The sequence below is a fragment of the Streptomyces sp. NPDC037203 genome (genome assembly GCF_055605065.1).
Genome location: NZ_JBVJUC010000001.1, coordinates 83,460 through 97,388 on the forward strand (window position 1 = coordinate 83,460; position 13,929 = coordinate 97,388).

At 70.6% G+C, this 13,929-nt stretch carries 13 protein-coding genes; 9 read left to right on the forward strand and 4 right to left on the reverse strand.

Annotated elements, in window-relative coordinates:
- Positions 1–12 precede the first annotated feature (12 nt).
- From ACZ7EC_RS00400 to ACZ7EC_RS00420, 5 genes are all read left to right on the forward strand, one after another.
- A complete protein-coding gene (locus ACZ7EC_RS00400) occupies positions 13–1,476 on the forward strand; it encodes an FAD-dependent oxidoreductase (protein WP_471055639.1) in 1,464 nt (487 codons plus the stop codon).
- A 31-nt stretch (positions 1,477–1,507) separates the two neighbouring features.
- Positions 1,508–1,930: a nuclear transport factor 2 family protein gene (locus ACZ7EC_RS00405; protein ID WP_471055642.1), complete on the forward strand. Its 423-nt coding sequence runs from the start codon at positions 1,508–1,510 to the stop codon at positions 1,928–1,930.
- Positions 1,931–2,014: 84 nt separating this feature from the next.
- On the forward strand, positions 2,015–2,914 hold the full coding sequence (locus tag ACZ7EC_RS00410; RefSeq protein ID WP_471055644.1) for an NAD(P)-dependent oxidoreductase: 900 nt from the start codon (positions 2,015–2,017) through the stop codon (positions 2,912–2,914).
- Positions 2,911–3,882 (forward strand): spirocyclase AveC family protein, encoded by a 972-nt coding sequence (locus tag ACZ7EC_RS00415; RefSeq protein WP_471055647.1) that lies wholly within the window; start codon positions 2,911–2,913, stop codon positions 3,880–3,882. The genes ACZ7EC_RS00410 and ACZ7EC_RS00415 overlap by 4 nt, the downstream gene beginning before the upstream one ends.
- 5 nt (positions 3,883–3,887) lie before the next feature.
- Complete coding sequence (locus ACZ7EC_RS00420; RefSeq protein WP_471055648.1) at positions 3,888–5,132, forward strand: cytochrome P450; 1,245 nt, start codon at positions 3,888–3,890, stop codon at positions 5,130–5,132.
- 396 nt (positions 5,133–5,528) lie between these two features.
- Here the strand turns inward: ACZ7EC_RS00420 and ACZ7EC_RS00425 are convergent, their stop codons facing one another.
- Together ACZ7EC_RS00425 and ACZ7EC_RS00430 are read right to left on the reverse strand one after the other, a co-directional pair.
- Positions 5,529–6,902, reverse strand: coding sequence for a hypothetical protein (locus ACZ7EC_RS00425; RefSeq protein ID WP_471055651.1), 1,374 nt, complete (start codon positions 6,900–6,902; stop codon positions 5,529–5,531).
- 19 nt (positions 6,903–6,921) lie between these two features.
- Positions 6,922–7,179 (reverse strand): DUF5988 family protein, encoded by a 258-nt coding sequence (locus ACZ7EC_RS00430; RefSeq protein WP_471055654.1) that lies wholly within the window; start codon positions 7,177–7,179, stop codon positions 6,922–6,924.
- A 1,324-nt stretch (positions 7,180–8,503) separates the two neighbouring features.
- On the opposite strand from ACZ7EC_RS00430, the gene ACZ7EC_RS00435 reads away from it, so the two are divergent.
- Positions 8,504–8,998, forward strand: coding sequence for a dimethylsulfonioproprionate lyase family protein (locus ACZ7EC_RS00435; protein WP_471055656.1), 495 nt, complete (start codon positions 8,504–8,506; stop codon positions 8,996–8,998).
- A 129-nt stretch (positions 8,999–9,127) separates the two neighbouring features.
- Positions 9,128–9,487 (forward strand): DoxX family protein, encoded by a 360-nt coding sequence (locus ACZ7EC_RS00440; protein ID WP_471055659.1) that lies wholly within the window; start codon positions 9,128–9,130, stop codon positions 9,485–9,487.
- A 30-nt stretch (positions 9,488–9,517) separates the two neighbouring features.
- Here the strand turns inward: ACZ7EC_RS00440 and ACZ7EC_RS00445 are convergent, their stop codons facing one another.
- The gene (locus ACZ7EC_RS00445; RefSeq protein WP_471055662.1) at positions 9,518–9,694 is read right to left on the reverse strand and encodes a hypothetical protein; all 177 of its coding nucleotides are present in this window, start codon (positions 9,692–9,694) and stop codon (positions 9,518–9,520) included.
- A 523-nt stretch (positions 9,695–10,217) separates the two neighbouring features.
- Complete coding sequence (locus tag ACZ7EC_RS00450; RefSeq protein WP_471055665.1) at positions 10,218–11,351, reverse strand: DUF5937 family protein; 1,134 nt, start codon at positions 11,349–11,351, stop codon at positions 10,218–10,220.
- A gap of 124 nt (positions 11,352–11,475) precedes the next feature.
- Here ACZ7EC_RS00450 and ACZ7EC_RS00455 point away from each other — a divergent pair, with 124 nt between their 5' ends.
- Both ACZ7EC_RS00455 and ACZ7EC_RS00460 read left to right on the forward strand, forming a co-directional pair.
- Complete coding sequence (locus tag ACZ7EC_RS00455) at positions 11,476–11,613, forward strand: hypothetical protein (RefSeq protein WP_471055667.1); 138 nt, start codon at positions 11,476–11,478, stop codon at positions 11,611–11,613.
- Positions 11,614–12,098: 485 nt separating this feature from the next.
- Positions 12,099–13,766: a glycoside hydrolase family 27 protein gene (locus tag ACZ7EC_RS00460; RefSeq protein ID WP_471055670.1), complete on the forward strand. Its 1,668-nt coding sequence runs from the start codon at positions 12,099–12,101 to the stop codon at positions 13,764–13,766.
- Positions 13,767–13,929: the final 163 nt, after the last annotated feature.

Below are 13,929 nucleotides of genomic sequence, written 5' to 3' on the forward strand. Positions count from 1 at the left end.
GGAGGAAATCAGGTGGACGGCGCCTCCGTTCTCGTCGTGGGCGCGGGCCCGTGCGGGCTCACCGCCGCTTGCGAACTGACGCGCCACGGCGCGACGGTCCGCGTCGTCGACGCAAACCCGCAGCCCGCGACCGGCACCAGGTCCATCCTGCTGTGGCCGCCGCAGCTTGCCATCCTGGCCGACTACGGTGTCCTCGACGAAGCGCTCTCCCTGGGCAGGCGGCCCGAAGCCTTCACCTACAGCACCGGCACCCGGCGCCTGGCCCGCTTCCGGTTCACCGCCGGCACCGCCCCTTTGATCCTGCCCCAGCACCACACCGACCGGCTGCTGGAGAAGGCCCTCACCGCCATGGGGGTCACCGTCGAACGCGGACGGCGTGCCACCGGCCTCACCCAGACACCCGACGAGGTGCACGTCGAGACCACTGACGGCAGCGGCCGGACCAGCACCCTCACCGTGCCGTGGCTCATCGGCGCCGACGGTGCCCACTCCACCATCCGTACCGCGCTGGGCGCACCCTCCACACGCACGAAGGCCCTGTCCCGGTTCCTGCTCGCCGAAGGCGCCCTCAGCCCGGCGCCCCCTGTCACCGACATCGAATACACCCTCACCGCGCGGGGAGCACTCCTCATCGCTCCCCTCCCCGACGGCTCCTACCGGGTCGCCGGCAACGTGGCCGAAGGAGTCCAGCCCGGTATCGAGGAGGTCCGGGCCCTCCTTCGCCGCGGTCGGCGCACCCTGGACGTCAGCGACCTGGCGCTTCTGACCGAGTTCACCTCCGAAGAGTCCCTCGTCCACGAGATGCGTACCGGCCGTGTGTTCCTGCTGGGCGATGCCGCCCACACGCACTACCCGGTCGGCGGGCAGGGTGCGAACCTCGGTATGCAGGACGCCCGGAACCTGGCCTGGAAACTCGCCGGCGTCCTGGACCGGCGTCTGTGCGGGGGCGTCCTCGACACCTACAGCACCGAGCGGCGTGCCGCCGCAAAGCAGGTTCTGCGGATGACCGGGCTGGTGGCCCGTATCGCCCTGGCGGGGCCGCCGTGGAGCGGCGCCCGCGATCTCGTGTTGCGGGCAGCGGCCGGCGTGCCCGCCGTCCAGAGCTGGTACACGGCGAGACTCGCCGGGCTCAAGACCTCCTACCCCCATACTCCGCTGGGCGCACCCGTACCCGACCGGCCCAGACGGGTGGGCCGTCTCTCGGATGCCACGGTGGTCGGGCTGCCTTGCCCCGGCTGGGCGCGGGCAGGGCAGCCCGCCACCGCCTACCGGCTGGTCACGCGGGGCGCGGCACGCTCAGCACTGCGCGCACGGGCCGACGAGCTCGTGCACGGCCGCCCCATCGTCACCCACCAGCACGTCGACGGTCAAAGAGAGCAGTGTCTGCTCGTCCGGCCCGACGGATACACCGCTTGCGCGGCGGACACCGCGCAACTGGACGACGTACGCCGCCTGTTGGACAGCGTGTCCGCATGAGTGCTCTCACCGACATGAATACGGAGGTTCTGTGAATATCCCATCCGAACAAGACAAAATATTCCAAACCTGGGCGCATTCTCTGTGCACCAACGACATCGAGGCCTACCTGTCGTGCTTCGCCGACGAACTGCGCCTGGAGGACATCGCGTTGGACAGCGTGGTGGAGGACAAGGCCAAACTCCGCAAGGACGTGGCGACCTGGTTCGACGCCTTCCACGACGAACAGCTCACCCTCGACGGCTATCTCGTCGGACCGGACGGTGAGATCGGCACCAAGTGGACGCTGTCGGCCACGGTCGTCGGGCACTTCCCGCGTGTGACCGAGAACGCCGTGATGGGCCGCCGCTTCACCAAGCACGGGCTGAGCGTCTTCACCTTCTCACCCGACGGACGCTTCCGGACGGAGGTCTCCTACTGGAACCTCACCACCATCACCCGGCAGATCACCTGACCCACCCGTGTCCGGGAACGGCCGTCGCACCGTCTGTCTCCTCTTGCGGCGGCCGCGCCCCGCTCCGTGACCGCAGGAGCAGCCGTGACCTTCACCGTCGGATTCATCGGGCTGGGTGTGATGGGCTCCCCCATCGCACACCGCATCCTCGTTTCAGGATTCCCGCTCATGGTGTGGAACCGCACCGCGGACAAGACCAAGCCCCTGCACGAGGCCGGCGCGGTCGTCGCCGCCTCCCCCGCCGAAGTCGCCCGCACATGCGAGGTCATCGCCCTGTGCGTCACCGACCGGCAGGCCGTCACCGACATCGCCCTGGGAGCGGACGGCCTGCACGCCGCTCCCGGCCGCGGGCAGATCGTCATCGACCACTCCAGCATCCCCGCCGATACCACCCGCGCCGTGGCCGGACGGCTGCGCGCCGCCAACGGGATCTCCTGGCTCGACGCGCCCGTCTCCGGCGGTACCCCCGCCGCCGAAGGCGGGACCCTCACCATCATGGCCGGCGGCAGCCGGTCCGACTTCGACCGTGTCCACGGGCTCATGCGCGCCTACGCCCGGCAGATCACCCTCATGGGCCCCCTGGGCGCGGGGCAGGCCACCAAGCTGTGCAACCAGATCATCGTCGCGGCGAACGTGTGGGGTGTCGCCGAAGCGGCCACCCTGGCCGAGGCCGCCGGCATCCCGCCCGAGCGGCTGCTCACGGGACTGGCCGGGGGCTTCGCCGACACCCCTCTTCTGCGCCACTATCTGCCGCACATGCTCAACCCGCACGACGAGACCCTCGGCACCCTCACCGACCTGGTCAAAGACCTTGACACCGCGCTGACGGCCGCCCGCACCGCAGGCGCCCCGCTCCCCCTCACCGCGCACCTGGCCGAACTCCTGCGCATCGCCAACCAGTGGACCCGGCCACGTGTTTCGGGCAGCTTCATCGGCCTCCTGCGCGGCCCCGGACACGCAGACACACAGGACAATCCCGCATGAGCAGCACACTCGGCACGGCCACGGAGACTCCCACTCGCCGTCTCGTCCACACCCCCGCCTTCTGGTGGGCCCTCACCGGCGTCGTGTTCACCCTGGCCGGGGCGTGGATCCTCCTCACCTGGGCGGCCCACGGGGTGCACTCCCCCCACTACGGCGGCGACAGCATCTCGCCCGCACGCACCACCGTCATCGTCACCGTGCAGGTCCTCCTCGTCATCGCTCTGATCGCCTGCGCCGTGCACCTGACCCGCACCAGCCTGCGCCGCGGACACGTCACCCTCGACGCCGGCATCACCCTCGGCTTCCTGATCGCCTCCTGGCAGAGCCCTCTGCTCGACTACCGCGACACCACCATCGTGGTGAACCAGCACATAGCGCACGTCAACTCATGGGGACCGTACATTCCTGGCTGGAACCCACCCCATCCGGAGCTCCAGATCGAGGCGCCCATCGCCGTCACCGGTGTCGGGTTCGGCCTGCTCATCCTGTGGGTGTGGGCCCAGGCGATCGCGGGCCGCAAAATAGCCGACCGGTTCCCCCACTGGGGACCGCCGCGGCTCTGGGCGGCCATCTTCATCGCCGGCGTCGTCACCGACCTCCTGATCGAGACGGTGTGGCTCAATACCGGCATCTACTCCTACGCTCACGCCTGGAAACCGGTCACCCTCTTCGCCGGGCACTGGTACAACGTCCCCCTGTCCGCCGCATTCACCGCGACGATCTTCACCACCCCCTTCGTCGTCATGCGGCATCTCGAACAGACCCACGGCGCCGTCCCATGGATCTACCGGGGCGCCGAACTCGCCTCCACCGCACGGGGACAGAACATCATCCGAATCCTCGCCGGCATCGGGGCAGGGAACGTCGCCGCCTTCGTCTACCTGGTGCTGTGCATCCTGTGGGGTCTGGTCGGCGGCCCCATGCCCGCCGACACCCCCTCCTACCTGTGGCCCATGAACGCGAGGTGAACCCGTTGGACACCGACCGGAACGTCGACGGCAGGACCGACAACCCGCTCCACCCGGAGTTCTGGAAGAAGCCGGCCAGCGAAATCGACGCGTTCTTCGCGCGATTGCGCGCCGGAAGGGAGCCCGTCTTCTTCCCCTACCGGCCGGCCCGCCCCGGATCCGACTCCTACGGCTTCTACGCCCTGACCCGGCACACGCAGATCACCGAGGTCTCCCGTCGCCCCGACCTGTTCAGCTCGACACCGTCGAGCAGCACACTCGAAGACCGCTCGCCCGCCTTCGGCGAGACCGCGGAAGGTTCCCTGCTGAACATGGACGCCCCTCGCCACACCGCGATGCGGCGCGTGGTGGCGCGCGCGTTCAACCCCAGCGGCCTGCGCCACCACGACGAAATGATCAGCCAGGCGGCCACGCAGGTCATCGATGAACTGCTGGAGAAGGTCCCCTGTGACTTCGTCACCGAGGCCGCCACCCAACTGCCGCTGCGTGCCATCTGCGCGATCGTCGGCGTCCCCGCCTCGGCCTACACGGACGTGGTGAAAGCGACCGACACGATCACCGAGATCGCGAACGCGTCCGACCGCACCGGCCTCGGTGCCGTGGCCGAAGCGGTCACCTACTTCAGCACCCTCATGGGCGACCTCGCCCGCCTGCGCCGCGGCAACCCCGCCGACGACGTGACAACCGCCCTCGTCCAGGCCACCGTGGACGGCCGACCTCTCACCGACGCCGAACTCGGGGCGTTCCTGCGCATCCTGCTGGTCGGCGGCAACGACACCACCCGCAGCACCCTGGCCCACATGCTGCACCTGCTGACGGACAACCCCACCCAGAAGAAACTGCTCCTGGACGACCTGCCCGCCCGCATGCCCGGCGCCGTCGAGGAAACCCTGCGTCACGCCACTCCGGGAACGTGGATGCGCCGCAATGTCACCCGCGACACCACCGTGGACGGCTACCCCTTCCACGCCGGGGACCGGATCATCCTGTACTACAACTCCGCCAACCGGGACGAGGAAGTCTTCGACCGCCCCGGCGCGTTCGACATCGGCCGCACCCCCAACCCGCACCTCAGCTTCGGCGGCCCCAGCCCACACCACTGCCTCGGCTCCCACCTCGCCCGCCGTGAAACCAGCCTGTTCTACCGGGAACTGCTCACCAGGGCGCCGGACATCCACGCCACCGACACGCCCACCCATACCTACTCCGGCCTCATCCACGGCATCAGCCGCCTGCCCTGCGCCCGTTAGAGGGACCGCGCGGGGAGTGTTCGGTGACGGTGGATCGGCCGCCCGTGCCAGGTCGGCTCGCTGCCCGCACTGGGAAGCGGAACCTCGGTAACCTTCACAGCTCGGCGGACACGCGACGGCGGGAAACCCCGGCCGGAACAAGCCCCAATGGGTGACTCATCAGCATTCGCCCGCGACCTGGCGTGTGGGTACGGCGGGTCGCATGTATATCTCGGAGCCATGGACGACCCTCAGATGTACGCACTGGCCGCACCCCCGCCTCGCGGAGACGTCGCGGAACCGGAACTGCCCGATGTCGCTGTACGGGGGGATGGAATCGGCGGCTGCCGCTGTGCGTCGCCGTCGCCGTGCGGTCCAAAGAGCGCGGACTCCCCTGCGCGTTGACCGAGCTGATCTTCACGGGGCGGTTCGGTTCCCCGCGCTGTAGGCACGTGCCCTGTCCAGGAGTGCCGCTGCCGCGGGTGTGCGCCGATGCGGGGCGAGGCGGGCACACAGGTTGGACAGTGCCTGGTGAGCCCGAGCCGAGTTCAGGAGGGCGGACTCGTCGAGGAACCGGTGTCCGTGGGCACAGGCCTCGTCGAGGCGGCCGATGCTGAGCAGGGCGTCGGTCATCAGCGCGTGGGTGAGCGCGATGGAGCGTCTCTCGTCGGGTGCCCGGTGGCCGAGCGAGTGGGCGAGGTGGGCGATGGCCCCCTGGTAGTCCCGGAGTTGGAGGAGCACCAGGGCCTGCTGGTATTCGAGGCCGGCTCGCGGATACGAGGCGAAGGGCCGGGGCCGGGTGCCGGAAGCGTCGCCGTGCGACTCGTAGAGCTGTACAGCCGTGTCAAGGTCGGCCAGCGCGTGGCGGTCGTCGTGCTGGAGGGCGTGGGTGTGGGCCCGCTGGGCCAGCAGGTAGGCGAGGGTGTTGGGGTCGGCAAGGTCCCGGGCGGCGGCCAGCGCGTGTTCGGCGTAGGCGTGGGCTATCACGGCGTGACCCAGGCGTGCCGCCTGGCAGCTCATGGCTCGTAAGGTGACGGCGTATTGGACGTGGTCCCCGCCGGCTCCGGCCAGGGCCAGGGCCGTGCGGAGGTACCGCTGGGCAAGTCCGCTGTGACCGGTGTCGTCGGTCTTCAGGGCGAGCAGATGGGTCAGCTGTGCGGTGCGGGTGAGCCACACCGGCGCCAGGAGCGTGCCGAGCGCGTGCCGGCTCTGGCTGCTGATGTCGTCGGCGAGGTACTGCGCGAGGGCACTGCGGGCGTGGCGGCCCCCGAACAGGGCCGTGCTGCGCGCGGCGACGAAGATCACGCATTCGAGCATGGCCACGTCGGCTTCGGCGGCCGGCGGCAGCGGGTCCGCGAGAGTGTCCGGGGCCGGGCCGGGGGACGGGGCCGGTGCGGGGGGCGGGACGATGCGGAACGTCGCCGAGGTGAGCGCCGCCCGGTGGACGGGATCGCAGTCCTGGCGGCACAGGACGATCAGCTCGCTCAGGGGGCTGTGCCGGGGATCGGTGCCGGGCAGCGGATCGCGCTCGTACGCTCGGGGAAGGAAGCCGGTGTCCTCGACGATGACGAGCCGCCCGGTGCGTTGGGTCAAGGCCGCCGCGACCAGGTCGGGCACCGGCGGTCTGGGTCTGGTGCCGGAGAGCCAGTGGGCGACGGATGTGCGGTCGTAGCGCAGTGAGAGACCTTCCGCCGCCCCGAGGGTGTTGACAGCGTGGGCGAGTTCGCCGCTGGTCCAACCGGCTTCCCGCAGGAGGGCGGCCAGCCGGCCGTTGGGATGACGGTGTGCCATTCCTTCCCCTCGATGAGTGTTATTCCGCGATGGCGGTGCTGTAGATCCAGCGGTACAGCGGTACCTCGAGCCCCGCCACGGTGCGGGTCTCCCGCGTGCGGACGAAGTGCTGGTGGCGGCCGTAGTAGGCGACGGTCACCCGCTCGGACAGGGTGGTGGTTCCCCGGGTGAGTCGCATGAGCCCTTCAGGGCCTTGGCAAGCGCCTTCGAGGAGGACGAGCTGCTGCCGGGCGTGGGCGAGGCGGATGTCCTCGGTGGGTTCGGCGAAGACGGTCATGGCGGTGTTCCTTGTCGGTGCGTGAGCAGCGGCGGGCCGGCAGACCGGCGCGGTCCTGCGGGCCACGGCCGGGAGGTGGAGCGGTGCGGGCCGACGCAGGTGCCGGAGTGGCGACATGCGTCGCATACCTGCCGATCGCAGGCGCGGGCAGCCGGGGAATCGGCCGAGTTGCCGCCCAGGGCGGCCGTCGCCCGACGGGGCCGGGCAGGGGCTGTACGGGGGGGCTCGCCTTGGGATGCCCGGTCGAACGGGCTTGGGGGCCGCCCGGTGCTCTGCCCGCGGATTCCGGTCGGGCCGAGCGAGGCGCGCTGCTCGCCGTGTACTGCGGTGGGATATGGGGCTGGTCACGTTGTCAGGCTCATGGGCGGCTCCTGTGCGGAACCGGCGTGCGGCGGGTGGACCGGTACCGACGAGAGGTGAGGTTCGAGGGGTGGCTCAGCGCTCCGGCACAAGATGCGAAAAGCGGGGCCGGGGCGGGCGGCGGGTGCGGGTGTGGCGCGGCCGCACGGTGCGGGACGGCGGCGGCCGGGGGCGCCGGACGCAGGTGTCGGCCGGTTCCAGGACACCGGTGTGCCCGTGATGCGTTGTGCGCAGGCATTTCGCGACGGGCTCCGCCCGGTTTTCTGCTGCCGGGGGGGCGAAGACCGGTTTTCGAAGGAGCGGCAGGGGCCGTGCCCTGTCGGGGAGTTTGAAGGAGAGGGGGCACGTCCGGGGGGCGGGTACGCGGGCCGGGCTTACGGCAGCCGGCCGGACAGACGCCTTTCCGGCCGCAGCGCCAGTGGGGCGCGCAGATCTCCGGAACACCCCCTCCTTCGACGGCAACGCGAACTGAGCGATCCACGGCAGCCACCGGTTCCGTGCAGAGGGACATAGGAAGTGGATACCGCCGAGTCTGGGGCAGGGGCGGCGGACCCGTCGACGGGTGGCGGCCCGTAATTCCGTGAACCGGTTGAAACTTGCCCGCTTCCCGCGATGTGTCTCGCCTCATGGGGCGTGTTCGCCCGCGGTTCGTACGACGTGACCGGCCGCGCCCGAAGTTGACGGAAACTCAGGTCGTGTCTGTGGGCCCGCAGACCGGCGCGCGGGTGCCGCCGGGGTGGTCCACGGCCGGACAGGTGGGGGCCGGGCGGGGGGCCGGTGCCGGGAGCCGCGTCGGCGGTGGTCCCTGGCCGGATCCACGGGGCCGGCCGAAGTGGAGCTCCTCGGCGACCGCTACGAAGTAGCGCAGGGTATGCCGCTCCACGCTGCAACGATACCTATGAGGTATCGGCGATGCGGGACAGGTCTTGGACAGGACTCGGGACTCGGCGGTGAACTCATAAACATGACCGAAGAAGTGAAGACGAGCGAGCCGCAGACTCACCCCGCCGTATCGGTGACGGGTCCCGGCGAGGGCGAGACGATCGTGCTGGGCACCACGCGCATGCGCGTCCTGGAGGACGGCAGCCACACCGGGCACCGCCTCGCCATCGCCGAGTCCATCCTCGCCCCGCACACCCAGGGACCCCCGCAGCACCGCCACGCCCGGCACGACGAGGGCTTCTACGTCCTGTCCGGCACCCTGCGCTTCACCGTAGGAGACGAGGATTACGACGCCGCCGCGGGCACGCTGGTGATGGTCCCGCCCGGTACGCCGCACACCTTCGCCAATCTGACCGACGAACCCGCCGTCATGCTCAGCACGTTCACCCCCGGCCAGTACGTGCAGTACTTCCGTGACCTCCAGGACCTGCTCGCCGACGGCCGCCCGCTGACGCCCCAGGCCAACATCGACGCCATGAGCCGCTACGCGACCGAACCCGCCGCCGACCCCGCCTGAAGCCGACGGCACGGCACAGCCACCCTCCTTCCAACCGGCAGGATGAGGAACCGGGCCTGACCAGTGGCCCTTCTGGTAATCGACGCAATCGACGGGTCCCCGTGAACCGGTGGCCCATGAACGGGAAGCATGGACATCGCCTACTGGATCGTCGCGGGACTGCTCGCCGTCTTCTACGTCTACGCCGGCACGCTGAAGGTGATCCGCAGCCGCTGTCAACTCCGCCCGATGATGGCCTGGGTCGACCGCATACCCCTGCCTGCCCTCAGGGCGCTGGGGGCGGTCGAGATACTCGGCGCGGCCGGCCTGGTCCTGCCGCCGCTGACCGGTATCGCTCCCTCGCTGGCGACGGCCGCGGCCATCGGCTTCGTACTGCTGCAGACCGGCGCGATCGCCGTCCACCTGACGGGCGAAGACCGCCGGATCGCACTCAACGCCGGGCTCACCGTCACCGCGGCCGTGGCCATTTGGCTGGCCACTCGGCGGTGACCGAGTCCGGTCCTCGACCGGTGGATGCGACTACAGGGGGTTCGCGTACTCGCGGTGGGCCTTACGCTGTGCCGGGATCGCCCAGGCGTTGTCGACGGGCTCCGGGTCGACCGTACGGAGGAAGTCGGCGACCTTGCCCGGCATGTCGAGGGTGCTGGGCAGCTTTGGAGCGGGGGCGTCCTCCTCGATGGTGGTGTGGTCGGGCATGAGGTCGGCGATGGCGCCGTCGTGGATGCGCAGCGCGAGGCGGTCCGGAGGAGGGCATCGAGCACGTCGAGGATGTGCCCGGTGCCGCGGAGACGTGCACGGTGTCGCCCGGCCGCGCGTACGTGAGCGTTCGCTGAACTTCGGGCGCTGAAGCGGGTGGAGGTGGCTGGAGGTGCCGGGGCCCCTGGCCGAGCGGCTGGGCGTCTTCCGCAAGACGATGCAGCGCTCTACCTCTCGGATGCCTCCACCAAGCCGAACAAGCGCCTCCCGGCGTAACCGGTGCAGGAGACCGAATCGGAGTGGCAACCGAAAGCCAGGGCACCTCGGACGCGGGCCGGGTCGGCAGCGTCCAGCTCACGCGCCTCCGCCGCGCCAGGCTCGGTCAGGGCGGCTGGTGCTGGCGTACGAGACCGGCCCGGTACGCGGCGGAACCTCGGCTGAGCCGCGCACCGTGACCGGGCGCCTCGGCTGAGCCGCCTCCCGGCCGGTCACCCTCGTTCGGGCGGTGCTGCGGCCGGGCGGTTCAGCGCAGCAGCCCCTCGATGAAGTCGCTGCCCAGCCGGGCCACCGCCGAGAGGTCCAGTTGGTGTTGCACGTACCGGCCGCGGCGGCACTGGGTGATCAGGCCCGCCTTCTTCAGCACCGCCAGGTGCCGGGATATCTCGGGTGCCGACATGCCGTACGCCTCGGCCAGTTCGCTCGTGGTGTGCGGGGCGCGCGCCAGGTAACGGCACAGTCGCATCCGCACCGGGTGGGCCAGTGCCTCCAGGCGCCGGGTGAGTTCGGCGACGGACGGGGCCTGCGGGCGCGGGCCGCTGAGCGGGTAGGTGATCACGGGCTGCCAGCCGTGCCGGTGCAGGACCAGGATGTGGGGGCGGCCGAGGCTGGTCGGCACCAGCACCAGGCCGCCGTTCCCGGTGGCGGTGCGCACCACCGGCAGCTTGTCGACGGTGATCAGCGCGGCCTCCTCGTCCACCGAGAACGCCCCGGACAGTGAGCACAGGGCCTCGGTCAGGCCCCTGCGGCGCAGCAGTTCGGTGCGGTGCCGGGCCTCGGCGGCGAGCTGGGGTTGCATCCGGGCCCAGGTGTCCGCGAAGAAGGCCTCCTCGCAGTCGAGCAGCAGCTGTCGCAGCCAGGCCCGGACGGCCGGCGGATCCTCCAGCAGCCGGCGGGTGAACCGCTCCTGCATCGGGCCGCGCGCGGCGGCCATGTCCAGGGCGCGTCTTCGCAGCACCGGGTCGTCCAGGGTGTCGGGCCGGGGGGTGTCGCCGCGCACACCGCAGGTGAACTCCAGGGCGGCCTGCACGAACTGATCGTCTGTCAGTTTGTCGAGCAGCTCCAGGTCCTCGGCCAGCGTGGCCCCGGGGAGCACCCGGCCGCCGGGGATGCCGGCGAAGGCCCAGAAGACGTCCGAGAACGTCGTACGCCACAAGAAGTCCGCCTCGCACAGCCGGTCGGCAAGATGGGGGCTCAGCCGGGAGGAGACGGCGGCGGTCCAGCCCCCCAGCTCCGGGTGGTGGCCCGGTTCGCCGAGCACGTGCAGCGCCATCCCGAGCTCGGCCAGCGGCGAGGGCACGACGGAGATCCTCGCCCACCTGTCGGCCTCGGGGGCACTCCTGTCGGCGGCCAGGCCGGTGATGTCGATGGTCACGCTCATGCCCCCATCGTGCACCGGACCACCGACAACGCCTCGCGGATTGACGGCAGCGGTCAATCCACGGGACATCCGCGCGGGTCGCGCGCAACCTGGGGCCATTCCACGTTCCCGGAAGGCGACCGCCATGAGCATCACCCAGCAGTACCTCCTCGACCTGCACCGCGCCCGCGCCCACGGCACGCCCCACCCGCCCGCACCCGGACGGCACGACCTCGCGGTGCTGCGCGCCCTCATACGCCTGCTGCGCCACCGGGCCGCATAGCACGCCCGCGTACGCCGGGAGGGATTCGAGGGCACCGGCGACGACGACCTGAGCAGGGAACACCTTCTGCCCGGTGCCCCGTGTCCCCGCGACCTGAATGTCGCCCAGATCAGACCAGCGGAAGGTCTGGAAAGTCGGTCAGGTCGCTGGGCTGGGCCGGGCGGAGCTGACCATCCTGCTCGAGCCATGGAGCGCGAGGACGCGAAGACGATGCGGTCGTACGCGCACTCCGTACTGACGCCGCTCACCTCTTTCGTCGAGCTCGCAGAGGCTGGTCCCCGGATGCCGCGTCGCCCCTCTTGACGGAGGAGGCGCGGCCTGCCACGGTATGCAAGCATCCGCACAGAAACCAACAGTTTCCACCGTCACCACACATACGTGGCCGGCCTGCCGCTGCTGCCGGCGTGGATGTGACGCAACGCCACGTGGGTTCGCCTGCGGCCGGATGCCCCTCAGGCGGACACTCCGACTGGAAGGAAGGGCACATGCACTTTCGTCCCGCTCGCGAATCCCGCGCGCACCCGGCCGGGAAGGGCGGCAGGCACGGCGTCGCCCGCAGATCCGCCCTCGCCGCGTCCGGCACCGTCCTGGCCCTGCTCACCGCGTCGGCCGCTTGGGCCCTCGGCACCGCGCCGCAGGCGGCGGCGCTGCCCAACGGGCTGGCGCTGACCCCGCCGATGGGCTGGAACAGCTGGAACAAGTTCGGCTGCAACGTCACCGAGCAGAAGGTGAAGTCCGTCGCGGACTACATGGTGTCCTCGGGTCTGGCCGCGGCCGGCTACAAGTATGTCGACATCGACGACTGCTGGATGGCCGGCAGCCGGGACTCCGGCGGCCACCTGGTGCCCGATCCGTCCAAGTTCCCCGACGGCATCGCCGGCACTGCCGCCTACGTACACGGCAAGGGCCTGAAGCTGGGCATCTACGAGAGCGCCGGCACCAAGACCTGCCAGGGCTTCCCCGGCAGCCTCGGCCACGAGCAGACCGACGCGAACAGCTTCGCCTCCTGGGGCGTGGACCTGCTCAAGTACGACAACTGCAACAGCGACGGCAGTCCCGCGCAGCAGCGAGACACCACGATGCGCGACGCGCTGGCCCGCAGCGGCCGGTCCATCCTGTTCAGCCTGTGCGAGTGGGGCGTGGACAGCGTGTGGAAGTGGGGCGCGGGTGTCGGCAACATGTGGCGCACCACCGGCGACATCAGCGACAACTACAGCTCCATGCTGTCGAACTTCCACACCAACGTCCAGCTCGCCGAGTACGCGGGCCCCGGCGGGTGGAACGATCCGGACATGCTGGAGGTCGGCAACGGCGGGATGTCCTTCACCGAAGACCGCAGCGAATTCAGCCTGTGGGCGGAGATGGCCGCGCCGCTGATCGCCGGCAACGACCTGCCGGGCTCCACCGCCGCCACCGCCTCCATCCTCGGCAACCGCGACGTCATCGCCGTCGACCAGGATTCCCTCGGCAAACAGGGCGTGGAGATCGCCTCCGCCGGCGGCCTGGACGTGCTGGCCAAACCGCTCGCGAACGGCGACGTGTCGGTGGCGCTGTTCAACGAGAACTCCGGCGCGGCCACCATCTCGACCACCGCGTCCGCGGTCGGCATGCCCGCCTCCAGCAGCGGCTACACCCTGAACAACCTGTGGTCGCACGTGAAGACCACCACCACGGGCGCGATATCGGCCACCGTTCCCGGCCACGGCACCGTCATGTACCGCGTGTCCACCGGCAGCGCCACCACCACCGGCACGACGCACCCGCTGATCGGCGCGTCCTCCGGCCGCTGCCTGGACGCCTACGACAAGCAGACCACGCCCGGCACCAAGATCGACATCTGGGACTGCAACGGCGGCGCCAACCAGCAGGTCACGCCCACCGCCGCGGGCGAACTGCGGCTGTACGGCGGCACCCAGTGCCTGGATGCCTACGGTGGCGCCACCACCTCCGGCACCAAAGTCGATCTGTACACCTGCAACGGCGGCGCCAACCAGCAGTGGCGGCTGAACCCCGACGGCACCGTCACCGGCGTCCAGTCCGGCCTGTGCCTCGACGTCACCGGCGGCGACCAGCCCTCTGGCAACGTCAACGGCACCCAGGTGGAGCTCTACACCTGCAACGGCGGCGCCAACCAGCAGTGGCGACTGGGCTGATCCGGCGGCCCGCGGCCCCGCTCCCACCCCTGGGGCGGGGCCGTCCGGCACCGGGCGGCCACCTGCCGCGGGGGCCGTCGTCCATACGAGGCAGGGGGCACGCCACTCCCGACCGAGATTCGGGTGACATGACCGCGCCACGTCCGCGCCGTCGTCGCATAGC